Source organism: Priestia sp. YIM B13551 (assembly GCF_042787905.1).
GTDB lineage: Bacteria > Bacillota > Bacilli > Bacillales > Bacillaceae_H > Priestia.
Map to the genome: position 1 here is coordinate 127,641 of NZ_JBHZOX010000007.1, position 16,748 is coordinate 144,388.

The 16,748-nt window shown below is 33.6% G+C and carries 11 protein-coding genes; 4 read left to right on the top strand and 7 right to left on the bottom strand.

Going from position 1 to position 16,748, the window contains the following annotated elements; genetic code table 11:
- The first annotated feature begins 47 nt into the window (after positions 1 to 47).
- Positions 48 to 1,439, top strand: coding sequence for a 23S rRNA (uracil(1939)-C(5))-methyltransferase RlmD (gene rlmD / locus ACFX4N_RS25410; RefSeq protein WP_377263246.1), 1,392 nt, complete (start codon positions 48 to 50; stop codon positions 1,437 to 1,439).
- Between the two features lie 21 nt (positions 1,440 to 1,460).
- On the opposite strand, the gene ACFX4N_RS25415 is transcribed toward rlmD, so the two are convergent.
- The 7 genes from ACFX4N_RS25415 to ACFX4N_RS25445 all read right to left on the bottom strand — a co-directional run bounded on the left by ACFX4N_RS25415 (position 1,461) and on the right by ACFX4N_RS25445 (position 10,369).
- Positions 1,461 to 2,945: a recombinase family protein gene (locus ACFX4N_RS25415; protein ID WP_377263248.1), complete on the bottom strand. Its 1,485-nt coding sequence runs from the start codon at positions 2,943 to 2,945 to the stop codon at positions 1,461 to 1,463.
- 345 nt (positions 2,946 to 3,290) lie between these two features.
- The gene (locus ACFX4N_RS25420; RefSeq protein ID WP_377263250.1) at positions 3,291 to 4,667 is read right to left on the bottom strand and encodes a PDDEXK-like family protein; all 1,377 of its coding nucleotides are present in this window, start codon (positions 4,665 to 4,667) and stop codon (positions 3,291 to 3,293) included.
- 329 nt (positions 4,668 to 4,996) lie between these two features.
- On the bottom strand, positions 4,997 to 6,481 hold the full coding sequence (locus tag ACFX4N_RS25425) for a recombinase family protein (RefSeq protein WP_377263252.1): 1,485 nt from the start codon (positions 6,479 to 6,481) through the stop codon (positions 4,997 to 4,999).
- Positions 6,482 to 6,840: 359 nt separating this feature from the next.
- Positions 6,841 to 8,307: a recombinase family protein gene (locus ACFX4N_RS25430; RefSeq protein WP_377263254.1), complete on the bottom strand. Its 1,467-nt coding sequence runs from the start codon at positions 8,305 to 8,307 to the stop codon at positions 6,841 to 6,843.
- Positions 8,304 to 9,710 (bottom strand): recombinase family protein, encoded by a 1,407-nt coding sequence (locus ACFX4N_RS25435; protein ID WP_377263256.1) that lies wholly within the window; start codon positions 9,708 to 9,710, stop codon positions 8,304 to 8,306. The genes ACFX4N_RS25430 and ACFX4N_RS25435 overlap by 4 nt, the downstream gene beginning before the upstream one ends.
- A gap of 3 nt (positions 9,711 to 9,713) precedes the next feature.
- Positions 9,714 to 9,875: a hypothetical protein gene (locus ACFX4N_RS25440; RefSeq protein ID WP_377263257.1), complete on the bottom strand. Its 162-nt coding sequence runs from the start codon at positions 9,873 to 9,875 to the stop codon at positions 9,714 to 9,716.
- 335 nt (positions 9,876 to 10,210) lie between these two features.
- Complete coding sequence (locus ACFX4N_RS25445) at positions 10,211 to 10,369, bottom strand: hypothetical protein (RefSeq protein ID WP_377263259.1); 159 nt, start codon at positions 10,367 to 10,369, stop codon at positions 10,211 to 10,213.
- A 271-nt stretch (positions 10,370 to 10,640) separates the two neighbouring features.
- Between ACFX4N_RS25445 and ACFX4N_RS25450 the strand changes: the two genes are divergently transcribed.
- Genes ACFX4N_RS25450 through ACFX4N_RS25460 form a run of 3 tightly spaced genes read left to right on the top strand, consistent with a single transcriptional unit; the run spans position 10,641 to position 16,702 of the window.
- Complete coding sequence (locus tag ACFX4N_RS25450; RefSeq protein WP_377263261.1) at positions 10,641 to 12,104, top strand: type I restriction-modification system subunit M; 1,464 nt, start codon at positions 10,641 to 10,643, stop codon at positions 12,102 to 12,104.
- A 14-nt stretch (positions 12,105 to 12,118) separates the two neighbouring features.
- Positions 12,119 to 13,309 (top strand): restriction endonuclease subunit S, encoded by a 1,191-nt coding sequence (locus ACFX4N_RS25455; protein ID WP_377263263.1) that lies wholly within the window; start codon positions 12,119 to 12,121, stop codon positions 13,307 to 13,309.
- A gap of 48 nt (positions 13,310 to 13,357) precedes the next feature.
- A complete protein-coding gene (locus ACFX4N_RS25460; RefSeq protein WP_377263265.1) occupies positions 13,358 to 16,702 on the top strand; it encodes a DEAD/DEAH box helicase family protein in 3,345 nt (1,114 codons plus the stop codon).
- Positions 16,703 to 16,748: the final 46 nt, after the last annotated feature.

Genomic DNA, 16,748 nt, shown 5'->3' on the forward strand with positions numbered 1-16,748 from the left:
ACCGTTAATAACTATATAAAGAATTTAAACTAATCGGAGTTGGTCTCATGAATAAACCAAAAACTGAAATGAAAGTTCAAAAAGGACAAACGTTTCCGTTAACGATAAAAAGACTCGGTATTAATGGAGAAGGCGTAGGATATTTTAAGCGCCAAGTCGTCTTTGTACCAGGAGCATTACCAAATGAAGAAGTGGTTGTAGAAGCAACAAATGTCCAGCATAAGTTTGCGGAAGGGAAAATCAAGCGAATTCGCAAAAAATCTCCTCATCGCGTAGATGCGCCCTGTCCTATTTATGAACAGTGCGGAGGCTGTCAGCTTCAGCACTTATCCTATGAAGGTCAGCTAGAATCTAAGCGCGATATTGTTCTGCAAGCGTTCGAACGTCACAGTTCATTAAAAAAAGTAGAGGAAAAAACACGCCAAACAATTGGCATGGAAGATCCTTGGGGCTATCGTAATAAATCACAGTTCCAAGTAGGTGTAGATAAACAAAAAGTCATCGCTGGTTTGTATGGACTGAATTCTCATCGACTGATTGACATTGAAAACTGTCCTATTCAGCATGGAGCCACGAATCACGTGACAAAAGAAATAAAACGAATTTTACAAGATCTTCAAATTCCTATCTACAATGAACGCAAACGCCGTGGTATTGTACGTACCATCGTATCTCGAGTAGGATTTGAAACGGGTGAAGTGCAAATTGTCTTGATCACGGCTAAACAAGAAATTCCGAAAAAAGAGCTGCTGATTAAAGAAATTCAGCGCCGCCTACCGGAAGTGAAATCGCTCGTACAAAACGTAAACGGCCAAAAAACATCGCTTATTTTTGGAGACGAAACGTTTACACTCGCTGGAAAGTCGGTGATTCAAGAAACGTTAGGAGATATCTCGTTCGAACTTTCAGCGCGTGCATTTTTCCAGTTGAATCCTCTTCAAACAGTGAAGCTATATGATGAAGTAAAAAAAGCAGCTGCGCTAACAGGCAATGAAAAAATTGTAGATGCTTACTGCGGAGTAGGTACAATTGGCTTATGGCTTGCTAAAGATGCCAAAGAAATTCGCGGAATGGATACGATTGAAGAATCGATTGTAGACGCGAGAAAAAATGCCAAAGATCATGGATTTGAGCATGCCACATATGTGACGGGTCCAGCTGAAAAGTGGATGCCGAAGTGGGTAAAAGAAGGCTGGAAGCCAGACGTAATCGTCGTTGACCCGCCGCGAACAGGCTGTGATGACAAGCTTCTAAAAACGATTTTACAAGTGAAGTCAAAGAAAGTGGTTTACGTTTCTTGTAATCCATCCACATTAGCGAAAGATGTGCAGCAGCTGTCGAAGGCTTATCATGTTGATTACATTCAGCCTGTTGATATGTTCCCTCATACGGCGCACGTGGAATGTGTCTCGCAACTCATTTTAAAAGAAGGCAACTAACCCTTTGGGGGAAGTTGTCTTTTATTTGTTCTGAAAAGGATTTATAAAGGTATAGTGAATATCAATATTCCCGTCTATGCAAACGGTTATTTTTTCTACTAAGGAATGTAACAATTTAGAGTCAAGGTCTTTAAGTGGAAAGAAATTCTTTAATTTATTACCTAACTCTATAGTGTAATTTTCATTTGTACATTCTTCAAGATTTTGATGAATTTGAGCTTTAATTATATCTAGTTCTTTAAGTTTTTTGTCTGTTAGCTCTCTATATTCAATTAACTCTTGTTTGGTTATTACCTGTTCAGTATATAAATTAAGGTATTCAAGCTTTTTTAAGCGTAAATCTTGAATTTGATTATTCACATTAGACATTTCTTTTTGAAATTCTTGCTGTTTTTGCTCGAGCTTTTTCATCAGGCTTTTCATCATAGAATCATCTTGAAAGGCCTGAAATAGCTCTTTTAAGTAAGCAAGAACTATCTCCTTTAATTTGAGCTCTTTAACAGCTTTTTTGTTTAAACAATAAAAATCGCCATACTTAAGGTTTCCACCACACCTATATCCTTTTTGGTTAAATTTATACCACATACCTCGTCCACATTCTTTACAGTATAATACATTTGTGAAGAGATGCTTTTTAGGTGCTTTGCCTATTCGAGTTCTGCTTTGTAACATTCTCTGTACAGCTTCAAAAGTCTCTCTTGAAATAATGGATTCGTGCATATCTCGATGAACAATAAGGTTTTCTTCATCAAGAGTACGTCGCTTCGTAGTAGTTACTGAGATCCTTTCTGTTTTATGTTGAACTAAATCACCACAGTAGTGTCGATTCTTCAAGATGTTTTTAATGGTAGAAGCGTGCCATAAAGTAGACGCATTTGCTTTTTTAGCTACTTGCGAAGGGGTGGGAACACCTTCAGCTATTAAAGTTTTGGCGATAGAGTCCATTCCTGTTCCTTCCAAATAACAGTTAAATATCCGACGGACGATGTCAGGTGATTGATCGTGACGAATTTTTAATTTGCCACCATCGTTATAGTACCCATACGTAGGGTTAGATCCTGTGAACTCGCCTCTAACAGCTTTTGTACGCTTGGATGCTTTATTTCTTCGACTATTATTTAAAGATTCGTTTTCATAAAGCCAAGCATATAAACCAAAGTTCTGTACCTCGCCAGTAAGAGTGTTAATGGAGTTATCAAGGCAAACAATATGAATATTATTTAACTGACAAATGTCTCTTAATTCATAAGATAAACGACCGTTTCGAGCTAAGCGAGAAAGTTCTTTAGCTAAAATCACATCAAATAATTTAGCTTTTCCATCGGCAATTAAGGATTTTAAACCCGGTCTGTCAACTTTTGTTCCAGATTTTTTATCAGTGTAAACCTTAACGATTTCCCAGTTGTTTTCGTTAGCATAGTTACGAAATAAATCAATTTGATTATCAATAGATGTTTTTTGTGAATCAAACTCTGTTGAAACACGGGCATAGATAGCGCACCTCATATACAATCACCACCAATAGTAATTTTATATTGAGATGTTAACGGGTTATAGGTTTAGTATTAACCAAATTTTGTATTCTTAAATTATTAGCCGTATAAACGCTTTGAATGCAACATAAGTTATGACTTGTACAACTAATAATAAAAAAGAAGCTACCTATTAGAGTAAAGGGTTCTATTCAGGGGTGCTTTTTTAATGAATGACACAAGAAATGACTTATGAGATTAGCGAAAGAAGGGATTGATGAGGGGAGGAGTAATTATTTTTTGAAGAAAAGGGTATAACTAAAAAAAGCCGATCATATAGAAATATGATCAGCTTATCTTTATGTTTTATTGTTAATTTTTAAAGGCTGTCTGGCCCTTCTTTTAATTCTTTTAACACGAGATGAAGATCGAATAAGAGTGTTTGATCCAGAAAATGGTTTTTCCCGCCAGTTTCTAGATACATATCGCTCATTTTAGAATATAATGAGTTTACATTTCCCCAATCGGTAAAGTCTTCACTTATTTTCCACAAAATGTGATAAGGCTTTTTTAAAATGTAATTCAATTCATCAGCATACTTAGACTGGGCGTGTTCTTCCAATAATTTTAGTAGATCTTCTAATGTCTTATCGGGAAAATATTCTTTAAAAAGCTCTTCGGGACTACATAATAACTGGAGAGTGAGTTTATTTTCTTTCCTTATAAATTTAAAACTTATTGGATAAGGTAATGGCCATTTTTTATCTTTAAACATTAATGCATTTGGTGGAATTTCAGTCTTCCAAAGATATGGTTTAAGCCAACCTGAGTTTGTAAACCAGAACTCTTTAAATGTAATGTTATATTTATGAGCAATGTTGCTATATTCTTGTTTCGGATATCCATTTACAGTATGCCTGAAATTTTCTGCAAATCTTCTAGATGCTCTTTTGAATATTCTATTATTAATTTTCTGGTTGAATTTCAAAAATTTAATGGTGCTTTTATCTTCCAAGCTTAGATCTCTAGTTAATGTATGATTATCAATTATGGCTTTATGGTTATTATTTAAACTTTGACATTGATTGAAAACGTTTTCCTTAAGAACTGTAAGCTCTTCAAGAATATTGAGATAATGCAGGATAAAGGTTTTGACTGTTTCAGCATCCTTTGTACTTCTCTGTATAAGGTAACTTAAATGATCATAAGAAAATGTTTTATACATCTCTTCTGTTCCGCTCAACTCTTCATAGTCTAAAGTTAAGAAAATAGGTAAGATTGTATATCCATCAAAGCACCGTTTAACAATATTGTAACAGTCTTCTAACTGTTTAGATCCCTTTGTTGAGTCTATTTTATTTTCAATAAAAAATACTAGCTTATGTTCTTCTGATATACCCAATATGTCAATTCTTCTATCTTCAGGATTTCCATTTTCTGACCATTCTCTTATTATTTTTACATCGTTAAAATCAAGGGTGTGCTCATCGTAAATTTCATCGTATTCCACATAAGAATATAATTTAATATTCGGAAACTCTTTATCACAATCATTATAAAGTAAAACAGAACGAAGAAAGTTATTAATAAATTCATCTTTGATTTGATGATTTCCATTAGGGTCTAATAACCAAGCTAAAACATTTGAATGCCTGTTTTCTGATCTTACAACTCCTAAAACTCTAAAAGGATCAAATAAATTTAATGAATGTTTCAACTGAATAAAATCATTATCAGTTAGTAATTTTTTTGCCATAGATCTTTTCTCCTCATATTTTTCTGATATTTACTAAAATTACATTTTAATATTACTATAAAAAATGCAATTTAGGTAAAATATCACTATATATTCGGTTAGGAAATGAGTAGCATTCAACTATGTATTAAAAATGATAACTAAGAAAAAGCAAATTGAATGAACATTAATGATCTTTTTAATGAAATGCTGATTCAGAAAATATATAGAAAAGACATTCCGTAAAAAGAGAGCTGCGTCCACAATATTGTCATTTATGTATAAGTTTTTAGAGAGTAGCTTAAAAGAGAACTTTTTAATATCAGAGCAACTTCTTTTTTACTTTCTCATTAATTCTCTCTGAGGTCATCCGCAAAGTTGTAATGAATTTGAATAATCCCTTCAGTTGTACAGGTAATATTCTTTACTAAAGAATGTAAGGTTTGTGGAGCAAGATCTTTTACTAAGAAAGAGGTCTTTAATTTGTTAACTAAATCATTAGTGTAACCTTCACTTTGACCTTCAGTAAGTTTTTGATCAAGTTGAGCTCTATTGATATCCAGCTCTTTAAGTTCTTGGTCAACTAACTCTTTATACTCAATTAGTTCTTCTTTTGTTATTGCCTGTTCTGTGTATAAATTAACATAGACTAGTTTTCTTTTACGTAACTCTTTAATTTGATGCTCTACATTAATTAGCTCTTGCTGCATTTTTTTGAGTTTCTTATTAGCTTTATTCAATAAATTTTCCGTAAAAGAATCATTGTGGAAAGACTGAGATAGCTCTTGTAAATCACTAAGAATGACGTTCTTGAGATCTTTCTCTCGAACAACCTTTCTATTCAAGCAGTAAGTGTCTCCATACTTAAGGTTTCCACCACACCGATATGCTTTTTGATTAGCTTTATACCACATACCTCGCTTGCAATCTTCACAATACAACATATTTGTAAAAAAGTGCTTTTTAGGAGCTGTAGCACTCCGAGTTCTACTTTGTAACATCTTCTGTACAGCTTGAAAAACTTCTCTTGAAACAATTGGTTCGTGTGTATTTTGATGAATGATAAGGCTATCTGTACCAAGCGCACGACGCTTTGTAGTTGTTACTGCAATAGTTTCAGTTCTATTTTGAACTAAATCGCCACAATAATGTTGATTCTTTAAAATATTTTTGATGGTAGAAGCGTGCCACAAATGAGATGCATTTTTCTTTTTAGCTATTTGAGAAGGGGTAGGGATTTTTTCGGCTGTTAAAGATTTGGCAATAGAGTCCATCCCAGTCCCTTCTAAATAGCAGTCAAATATACGGCGTACTACATTGGAAGTTTCATCGTCACGAATTTGAAGTTTGCCATTTTCGCTATAATAACCATAAAGGGCAGTAGAACCCACAAACAGACCTCTTCGCGCCTTTGCCTGTTTTGCTTGTTTGTTTCGTCTGCTAGTGTTAGCAGCTTCATTCTCATAAATCCAAGTATATAACCCGAACTTATCCATATCTCCGTTAGTAGTATCAATTGAATGATCAAGACACACCATATGAATTTTATTTGCTAGGCAAGTATCTCGCAGTTCATAAGATAAACGACCATTACGAGCCAACCGAGAGAGTTCTTTAGCTAAAATTACATCGAACAGACCTTTTTTAGCATCTTCAATCAGAGCTTTTAAGCCTTTCCCACGTCCTTTTGTAGCGGAGCTTTCATCTGTATAAATTTTTGTGATTTCCCAGTTTTTCTGAGCAGCATAGTGATGAAAGAAATCAATTTGATTACCGATAGAGGTTTTCTGAGAATCAAATTTAGTTGAAACACGGGCATATACAGCACATCTCATATGAAATCACCGCCAAAATTAATCTTTTGTAAAGGCGATGCTGCGCTTGAAGAAATAGTGAGGACCGTTGTTTTAATTCTAAAAAAAATATAGTGTGAAATAATTTGTATTGACATAAAAATTCTCCTTGTTGTAGTAATTGGTCTATGTATAAATTTCGGTAGTTTGTCCATACTGATAATACTTTTCGGGAATACGTCCAAATTGGTATACCAGTTTGGACGTATTATCGAACAAGCCCTAGATAAAATCCCTTATAACAAGGGATTTCTGCAGTTGATGCTAAACAGTTAAATTTCTAATAAATTGTGTTCGGTTTTTCGACCAATCAATTTGTTTTAATTTCGATAGTGCATCCATTATTCACTGCAAGCAGGCTGTAAGAAATCAAAGATGTTAGTCTTATAATGAATATGTGGCTTTTGATCAGTTGAAATCAGGATGAAATCAACAAAGTATAAGATAATCAGTCTTTTTTCTGAGGTGTCTAATTGATGCTCTAAAATTTCGTTGAATCTTGGAAAGAAGTGGTCTAATTCAACTGCTCGATAATAGTTATCCAAGGCATTTAACACCTTTTCATATTCTAATAACGAATTTTGATTTTGGTTCAGCATAGCTAATATTTGTAGCTCTAACTCACGATCGTTTATTTCCTGTGCTTGTTTTAACTTTTTGGAGAGATTGTTGATAGTAACGTTTATTTCAAGAACTACCTTTTCAAATTTAGCTTTCATTTGTTTAAGTACCTCTAAAGTTAGTTTTTTATTTTGTTCTGATAATGCAAGTTGTTGAACACACTCAAAAATCATTGGAACTAAACTTTTATGAACGTCGTGAATACATACTTTATATTGGCAATGCTTGCAAACATAATAATGATATTGATACGTAGTTCCATTACGTTTAGTGGAACCATTTTGAGTGACCATAGTCTGGTGGCAGTGATGGCACCTAAGCTTGTTAAGAAACAGAAAAGGCGTATCTAGCCGACCGAATGCTATTTGAACTTTTTTGTTGTATTGATGTAACTGAAGGTGAAAATCACTTACTATAGGTTCGTGTGACCCTTTAAAGATGAAAACATTTTTTTCATCTTTTATCTTTGGAATATTCCAAGTGAGATTACCTGTATAAACAGAATTTTTAAGTATGTTTTCTATGGTACTTGAACGCCATTGTTTTCCTTTAGGCGAAGGAACACCAGCTTCGTTTAAGAGGAGAGCAATCTTCTTTAGTGATTTTCCCCAGCTGTAAAGAAAGGAAATGAACGAAACTACTTCAGCGTCTTTGTTTGGTACAAGCTGTTTATCTATTTGTGTATATCCATAAGGTATAGTTGAACCAGGACGAACAGGTCTTTCTTGTTGAAGTTCAGCTTTCAAGTTGCTCAATGCACGCTCCGACTTTACCTCTGATTCGTGTTGAAACAATAGGAAGTTCATCTTTAAATTCATACTATCTGGATCAATAGGGTCGTTTGATTGTGTTGTGTATACTTCAAGATTAGGTAAACTTTCTAATAATGGGCGATAAAAATCGATTGTGAAAGAATACCCCGTCCTATCCATACGAGAAACCTCGTGAAAAATAACGATTGGAACATTCATTTCAATCATTTTCTCCCTTAGTTTCATTAGCTCCTTTCTCTGATTTGCTCGCTTGGAAAATGCACTTGTAACATCTTCAATAACAATAAAATCATCTGGTACATTTAATTGATTTCTTTTAGCGAATTCTTGAATATGTTGTTTTTGAATTTCCACGCTGTTATTTTCCTGTTGTTTATAAGAAGATCTTCGAATATACCCAAATGCTAGCCTCATACGAGTTCACCTTCATCAAAAATATATTGGCTTTGAAAGTCTGCAAGATAGTCAAATTTGCTAATTTCAATGTTTATCGCCTGGGGATAAACATCCAGACGTTTAATGAGCATAGACATAAGAAAGAAAAGGTTCGTCTTTTTACAGTTATTCAAATATTCTTTTGTTAATTTAGTTAAATACTTATTTTCTAACAACAGCTCTTCCTTTGTGTTAATTTCACTGAGAAATAGCTGCTGATTATCTTCTAAATTAGATAATTCAATATAAGAAGGGTGCTCTCTCCAATTTGTTAGCTCATCATTTTCTATAATGATTTTTTGGAGTATTCGGTTCTTCTTCTTAGAAATCGATGTTAATTTTTCGTCAATAGGCTTTCGGATATATCGAAGGTAAGCACGAGAATCTTTAATGATTTTCTCTGTGTTAAGCTGCCTAAGGGCTTTATCTAAAGTTGTATTAATGATGCAAATCAAATCTTTAGTTGATAGAATAATTTTTGGATGGTTTGATTTACTTGAACAATAGTACCAAGCTTTATCTTCCAAGACATTAAAGTGAAATTTCATTAACTTCTTGCATTTTCCGCAATACGGTTGGAAAATGTCCTCGGCTATTAGCTGTTCTTTTTTCTCTACGTATTTTGAAATAATCACATTTTTTGTCTGTAAATCTTTGAATTGTGCTAACGATAAATAGGGTTCAACGTGTGAAAGTCTATTTTCGCCGTTACTTAAATCATATCCGGCGTAAAAAGGATCAGTTGCAAGTTTAAGAAGTTCATCTGGCGTCTTTTTTAGGCCTTTTTTATAGCGCTGTAATACTACATCTAACTCCTTAATTGTTTGGATTTTTGATACATCTTTGAAAAATTCTCCAATAGCGTTTTTCTTTATAGAATCTTTAACGTATTTTTTTGTTTCTTTTTGTTTAATGTATCCGAATTTTTTAGCAGGGTATCTTTTTCGTGCCTCTGCGCTTCTTCGTGCAATATTTTTCCCTTCGATATCTCCCACAATGTTCATTACTCCTTCAATCAGAGTACTATCTGTTGCTTCTTGATGACCGCTTGATGTGAAAACAATTTGAACATTATGTTTTTTGCATAGCCATACAAAATAGTTTGATTCGTAAAAATCACGGAATAGCCGAGAACGATCAAAAGCATAAATGGTTTTAACTTGGCTATTTTGAATCATAGTGATTAATTTTTTCATTTCAGGTCGACGTTCAATACTCAATTTATTTGCTGAAACCCCATACTCGTTAATAATAAAAATTTCACTGGGAAGATACTTTTGACGGTATATTGCATCTGCTGACTCTTGCATATTTAGATCTTGTCCAACTGTACTAACACGTCTAAAAAAAACTTTATATTTATTTTGCTGTTGATTATTCATTTTTTATTTCTTTCCCTTCTCTAACGTTTGATAAAGCAATTTAGCTTGTAGTCTATGAGGAATCTCTAATTGTTCAACGATAATACGTTGAATTAGATGTTGAATCCATAAATCTGTAACAGTGTTTACTTCTGATTCTGTTTGTAATTGAACTTTTCTTCGCATAAAATACACCTCCGCCTACCAGCTTTGACGCAAGTAGGCATATTTTATACAAAGGTGATTTCGGTTACTTATATAATTCAGTCTTCAAATTTCAATTCAAGTTGTAACTGAACAGGTTCTCGATTCTCTGCGCAATTTATAAAAACTTTGATTATTCCTCTTTTTTGACCAGGAAATAATTCAAACTTGTTTTGTTTCATAATAGTCTCTCCATTTTTGTGAGTTAAGGAAGCTTTCTAAGAGAAAAGGAGATAAATAACCTTTCCTCTGAAGCTCTTCTAATTGCTGAATAAATTCTTTGTTAGGTAGTGCTTTACTTTTATATGTAATAGAACTCAAGCGCAGTCACTATCCAAGCTGTTACTTTCAGTTAAAGAATCATCTTTTAATTGTGAGTTCATTATCTTGTCTAACTCAGTAACTAATAAATCTTGAATAATATTCTTTACATTAACTGCTTCTTCTGGTGCGGCGTAGCAGCGAATAACTTTCAAATGTACTCTCTCCTTTTTCTTCTATTAAATTTTTCATCGGGATTATATTCTTTAACTTTTAAAAAAAACAAGGGTCTGAAGAAAAAAATCAAACTTTTTTTAAAATATTTTTTATAGCCAATTATTTATTTTTAAATACTGTTATAAATAGGTCTTTAGGAGGTATCGGTAAGTCTTTAGAAGGAATTCAGTCATTATATTTCTAAGGGGTAATGCTGTATAATGTAAGGTACATATGTGTTTATATGACTTTTATTTTTGAGGTGTAATAATGATTACTGGAGAATTAAAAAACAAAATAGATAAAGTCTGGGAAACATTCTGGACAGGCGGTATTACAAATCCACTTACTGTGATTGAGCAGTTTACTTATCTACTTTATATAAAAGGCTTAGATGATAATGAGAAAAAGAAGGAAGCGGATGCTGAGCTACTAGGCTTAGAATTTGAAGGTATTTTTCCTAAAGATAAGCCTCAACTGCGTTGGTCTATTTTCTCTAATATGGGACCTGATGAAATGTTTGAAGTTGTAACTCAAGAGGTTTTTCCATTTATTAAAGATTTAGGCGGCAAAGAATCAATCTACTCTAAATTTATGAAAGATGCTATTTTTGTAATTCCAACACCATCTTTGCTAGCAAGAGTCGTGGCGGGTATTAATGGATTACTTCAAGCAAGTAATTCTGATGGGAAAAAAGATACTCTTGGAGATCTATATGAGTATTTGCTGTCAAAACTTTCTACAGCGGGAACGAATGGTCAATTTAGAACGCCGCGACATATTATTGATATGATTGTCCGTCTAATGAAGCCAATGCCAGAAGATATAATTGTTGATCCTTCAGCAGGTTCAGCTGGTTTTCTTGTAGGGGCAGGAGAGTACTTAAAAGAAAATCATAGTGATATGTTCCTTATTCAAGGTTTAAGAGAACATTTTAATCAGAATATGTTCCACGGGTTTGAAATGGACGGAACTATGCTTCGAATTGGTGCAATGAATATGATGCTGCACGGTGTGGATAATCCTAATATTGCTTACCGCGACAGTTTGTCGGAACAGAATAAAGATAATGAGCAATATACATTAGTTCTTGCTAATCCGCCATTCAAAGGTTCTCTAGACTATGAATCGGTTTCAGGTGATTTATTGAAAGTAACAAAAACTAAAAAAACAGAGCTCCTATTTTTAGCGCTGTTCCTACGAATGTTAAAGAAGGGAGGACGCTGTGCATCTATTGTTCCAGATGGTGTTTTATTTGGGAGTTCTAAAGCTCATAAATCTATACGTCAGGAAATCGTGGATAACCATAAACTAGAAGCAATTATTTCGATGCCATCGGGAGTGTTTAAGCCTTATGCAGGGGTTTCTACTGCAATAATAATTTTTACAAAAACAAGTGCTGGTGGTACAAGTAATGTTTGGTTTTATGATATGAAAGCAGATGGTTACTCTTTAGACGATAAGCGTAATCCAATTGAGTCTAATGATATCCCTGATATTTTGAAGAGGTTTAATAATTTGGAGACTGAAAAAGAAAGAGAACGTACAGAACAATCTTTCTTTGTAAAGGCTGATGAAATTCGTGAAAATGGCTACGACTTATCTATTAATAAATATAAAGAGGTTAAGTATGAAGAGTTGGAATTTGATAAACCAAAAGATATCATCTCAACTATAAAGAAGCTAGAAGATGAGATATTAATCCACTTAAATGAACTTGAAGAATTAATTTAGAGAGTAGTGGTAAGATGAGATTATATAATATAAGACTAGGTGATATTTGTAAGGTTAAAGGAGGATTTGCATTTAAAAGTAAGGATTTTATTGACAACGGAGTACCAGTTATAAAAATAGCGAATATTTACAAAAATGAAGTGGTAGTTAATCAATCAACAAGCTATGTTGATTCGGGTTTTTTAGATAAATATAAAGATTTTATTGTTAAAGAAGGTTCACTTCTTATAGCACTTTCAGGTGCTACAACAGGTAAATTCGGAATTTATAAATCAACTGATGAAGCACTACTCAACCAACGTGTTGCGATGATAGTCCCTGACGAGGATAAAACAACTACAAAATTTATATATTACTGTTTACAAGGTTTACAAAAACAGATTTTTGATAAGGCTCTCGGAGCTGCTCAGCCAAATATAAGTCCAAAGGAAATAGAAGAGTTTAGTATTATGTTTGGGGGAATGGATTATCAAAATAAAGTTGTAAAGTTGCTTGATACGGCACAAATCCTTATAAAAAAACGTAAAGAGCAAATTAGCGCCTTATCGTCCCTCAGACAAAGTGTATTTTTAGATATGTTCAGTAATTATGATTCTATGAAAAAAGTAAAGATATCAGAGCTAATTGATTCATTAGAAGCAGGGTTAAGTACAGGTGGAGAAAGTAAAGAAAAACAAGATGGGGAGTATGGCGTATTAACTGTTGGTGCAGTTACAAAAGGAGTATTCAATCCCAAAGCCTATAAAGTGCCTACTAAAGAAATAAAAAATCCCAAAAGGATAATTCATCCTACTAAACAAAGTATATTATTTAGTAGAGCAAATACTAGAGAGTTAGTAGGAGCTTCTTGTATTGTAGAGAGAGATTATGGTGATTTATTCATTCCAGATAAGATTTGGAAGATTAAATTGAATTTAGATTGCGTTAATCCATACTATTTTGTCACATTTATACAGCAAGAATTTTTTCGGAAAAAGCTGTCTAAAGAAGCAACCGGGACAAGTGGTTCAATGTTAAATATATCTCAACAGAAATTCAAGAATATGGAAATATACCTACCATCTATTAGTCAACAGAATGAATTCGCTGAGGTTCTTGAAAGAATTTCCTTTAGTAAATCAAAACTTGAAAAAAGCCTTGTAGAATTAGAAAACAACTTTAGCTCCCTTATGCAACAAGCATTTAAAGGAGAATTATTTAATTAATTTGTTATATGTAACATAGTCTAATGAATCTCTAAGGGGGGGAAGGAATTGTTAAACAATTTTAGCTTTCTACAGAAAAAGACTCAGTTTGTTAATTTTGCAAATGCTTGCTTGGAGGCAGAAAAAAGCCTTCAAGTAAGTCCTGCTACCTGTGCTATTCTAACACGACGTGCATTAGAACTTTCTATAAAATGGTTATACGCCTCTGATAGCGAATTAAAGGTTCCATATCAGGATAACTTATCCAGCTTAATACACGAGCGGACATTTACGTTAATAATAGATGAAGATTTGTTTCCGTTAATAAAATATATTATCAAATTAGGGAATGTAGCGGTACATACAAACTCCATCATTACTAGAGATGAAGCGGTACTAGCATTACACAATCTTCACCAATTTATTGATTGGTTAGACTATTGTTATTCAGAAGATTATTCAGAGTCTGAATTTAAGGAAGAACTTCTTTTGACTGGTAAAGAACCAAGAAAAAGACCAGAAGAATATAAAGAGCTTTATGAAAAGCTGAGCTCAAAGGATCGTAAACTTGAAGATTTAATGAAAGAGAATGCAGAGCTACGTAAAGATTTAACGGAAAAACGAATTGAAAACACGGAGCAATACGATTTTCAAGTAGACGAGCTTTCCGAATTGAATACGAGAAAAATTTATATTGATTTAGAGCTGAAATTGGCAGGCTGGGAATTTGGCAGAGACATTCTTGAGGAGTATCAAGTTGATGGAATGCCAAACAATCAAGGTATTGGCTTTGTAGATTATGTATTATTGGGCGATAACGGCAAACCAATAGCGGTAGTTGAAGCCAAGAAAACTTCTTATGATGCAAATAAAGGAAAGCAACAGGCGAAGCTGTATGCTGACTGTATTGAACAAATGCACGGGCAGCGCCCTATAATCTTTTATACAAATGGGTTTGATATCCGCCTTTGGGACGATACTAATTATCCAGAACGAAAAGTGTCTGGGTTTTATACGAAATCCGACCTGCAATTATTAATTGATAGACGTACAATTCAGCGGCCATTAACTAATATTGAGATTAAAGCTGAGATTTCTAACCGTTATTATCAAAAAGAGGCTATCCTTTCTGTATGTGAAGCAATTCAAGCAAAACAGAGAAAATCGCTTTTAGTTATGGCAACTGGTAGTGGTAAAACAAGAACCGCTATTTCACTTGTGGATGTTTTAGTGCGACATAATTGGGTGAAGAATGTTCTTTTTTTAGCTGATCGAAAAACACTTGTATCGCAAGCCAAGAAAAACTTCAATAATCTCCTCCCTAGTATGACATTATGTAATTTACTAGACAATAAAGACAATCCTGAATTAAGCCGAATGGTATTTTCTACTTATCCAACAATGATGAATGCCATTGATGATACAAAACGAAAAGATGGAAATAAATTATTTACTGTAGGGCACTTCGATTTAATTATCGTAGACGAGAGCCATCGAAGTATTTATAAGAAATACCGAGCAATTTTTGAATATTTTGACGGCATTACATTAGGACTAACGGCTACACCAAAAGATGAAATTGATAAAAACACTTACGACATCTTTGGTTTGGAAACGGGTGCCCCTACTTATGCTTACGAATTAGAGCAAGCTGTAAAAGATGGCTATCTCGTGGAGTATCGCACAATTGAATCTACTTCCAAAATTCTAGATGATGGAATTCGATATGATGAGTTATCAGATGAAGATAGAGAACAATACGAAGACACTTTTGACGAAGAACAAGGTCAAGAAATCAGCAATTCTGCTGTGAACCAGTGGTTATTTAACCACAGTACAATCGATCAAGTATTAAATGACTTGATGGAAAAAGGTATTAAGGTAGAGGGTGGAGATAAACTAGGTAAAACTATTATCTTTGCAAATAATTCGAAGCACGCTGAGTATATTGTAAAACGTTTCGATCATATATATCCACAATATAATGGAAAGTTTGCTAGTCAAATCGACTATCAAACTGATTATGTTGAAACTTCTATTGAAGACTTTTCAACCAAAGATAAACTGCCTCAAATTGCAGTTTCTGTAGATATGTTAGATACAGGAGTTGACATACCTGAAGTTGTAAACCTGGTATTCTTTAAAAAAGTGCGTTCTAAATCAAAGTTTTGGCAAATGATTGGGCGCGGCACTCGTCTTTGTCCAAATCTTTTTGGAGTAGAACAAGATAAACAATATTTTTTAATCTTTGATTATCTGCGGAATTTTGAATTTTTTCGTGAAAATCAAAAAGGAATTGAAGGGAAAGTTTCAGTTGGATTAACTGAACGAATCTTTAATATGAAAATAGATATTATTAAAGAACTTCAAGCACTTGATTTTCAAGAAGAGTCTTATATTAATCATAGAAAAGAATTAATCGAAGATGTTTACCAAGAAATTCACCGGTTAAATGATGAAAATTTTCAAGTGAGAATGCACTTGCAGTTTGTACATAAGTACAAAAATCGCTCAAATTGGCAAGCTCTTTCCGTTACAAATGTAAGTGAAATTCAAGAGCATATTTCTCCTTTAATTCTTTCAATTGTAGATGATGAGTTAGCTAAGCGCTTCGACAATGTTATGTATTCAATTGAATTAGCTAAATTAACATCAAAAAGTGCAGGTAGACCAATAAAAAGTGTTGTTCAAACGGCTGAAGAGTTATCGAAGCTTAGTACTATCCCGCAAATTAATGCTAAACGAGATATATTAATAAAAGTACAATCGGAAGAATTCTGGGAAGAGGCGAATATCTTTGAATTAGAAGAAGTGCGTGCAGCTATTCGTGAACTGATGAAGTTTCTAGAAAAAGAAAAGCAAAAAGATTATTACACTAACTTTAGTGATATGTTCACAGTTATTAACAAAGAAGAAGCGGCATTTTATGGATCTAATGATCTCCAGAATTACCGTAAAAAAGTGAACCGATACCTAAAAGATCATCAAGATCAAACAGCTATTTATAAGCTGCGACATAATAAGCCGTTAACTAAATGGGATGTGGAAACTCTTGAAGGAATCTTATGGAGTGAATTAGGTACAGAAGATGATTATAAAAAAGAGTTCGGTGATACTCCAATAACAAAATTAGTAAGACAAATTGTAGGTCTCGATCAGCAAGCGGCTAACGAAGCCTTTTCAGAATTCCTTAATGAAGAAAAGCTAAACGTTAATCAAATAAAGTTTGTCAAACTTATCATTGATTATGTGGTGAAGAATGGTACTTTGGAGAAGAAAGTATTGCAGGAAGATCCGTTTCGTAGTTTAGGTAGTGTGACGGAGCTGTTTAGAGATAATATAGCTGATGCTCGCGGGATTATTGGAATAATCGATAGTATTAATAGAAATACAGAGGAGTTTGAAGGAGCTTAATTGCTGTTATCCCCATTTCTATCTTGAAATGGGGATAACATTTTTA

Excerpts from the sequence above, each read along its gene's own strand:
- ACFX4N_RS25440 (WP_377263257.1), bottom strand. The coding sequence starts at position 9,875 with ATGCGAAGAAAAGTTCAATTACAAACAGAATCAGAAGTAAACACTGTT.
- ACFX4N_RS25425 (WP_377263252.1), bottom strand. The coding sequence starts at position 6,481 with ATGAGATGTGCTGTATATGCCCGTGTTTCAACTAAATTTGATTCTCAG.
- ACFX4N_RS25450 (WP_377263261.1), top strand. The coding sequence starts at position 10,641 with ATGATTACTGGAGAATTAAAAAACAAAATAGATAAAGTCTGGGAAACA.
- ACFX4N_RS25420 (WP_377263250.1), bottom strand. The coding sequence starts at position 4,667 with ATGGCAAAAAAATTACTAACTGATAATGATTTTATTCAGTTGAAACAT.
- ACFX4N_RS25455 (WP_377263263.1), top strand. The coding sequence starts at position 12,119 with ATGAGATTATATAATATAAGACTAGGTGATATTTGTAAGGTTAAAGGA.
- rlmD (WP_377263246.1), top strand. The coding sequence starts at position 48 with ATGAATAAACCAAAAACTGAAATGAAAGTTCAAAAAGGACAAACGTTT.
- ACFX4N_RS25435 (WP_377263256.1), bottom strand. The coding sequence starts at position 9,710 with ATGAATAATCAACAGCAAAATAAATATAAAGTTTTTTTTAGACGTGTT.
- ACFX4N_RS25430 (WP_377263254.1), bottom strand. The coding sequence starts at position 8,307 with ATGAGGCTAGCATTTGGGTATATTCGAAGATCTTCTTATAAACAACAG.
- ACFX4N_RS25415 (WP_377263248.1), bottom strand. The coding sequence starts at position 2,945 with ATGAGGTGCGCTATCTATGCCCGTGTTTCAACAGAGTTTGATTCACAA.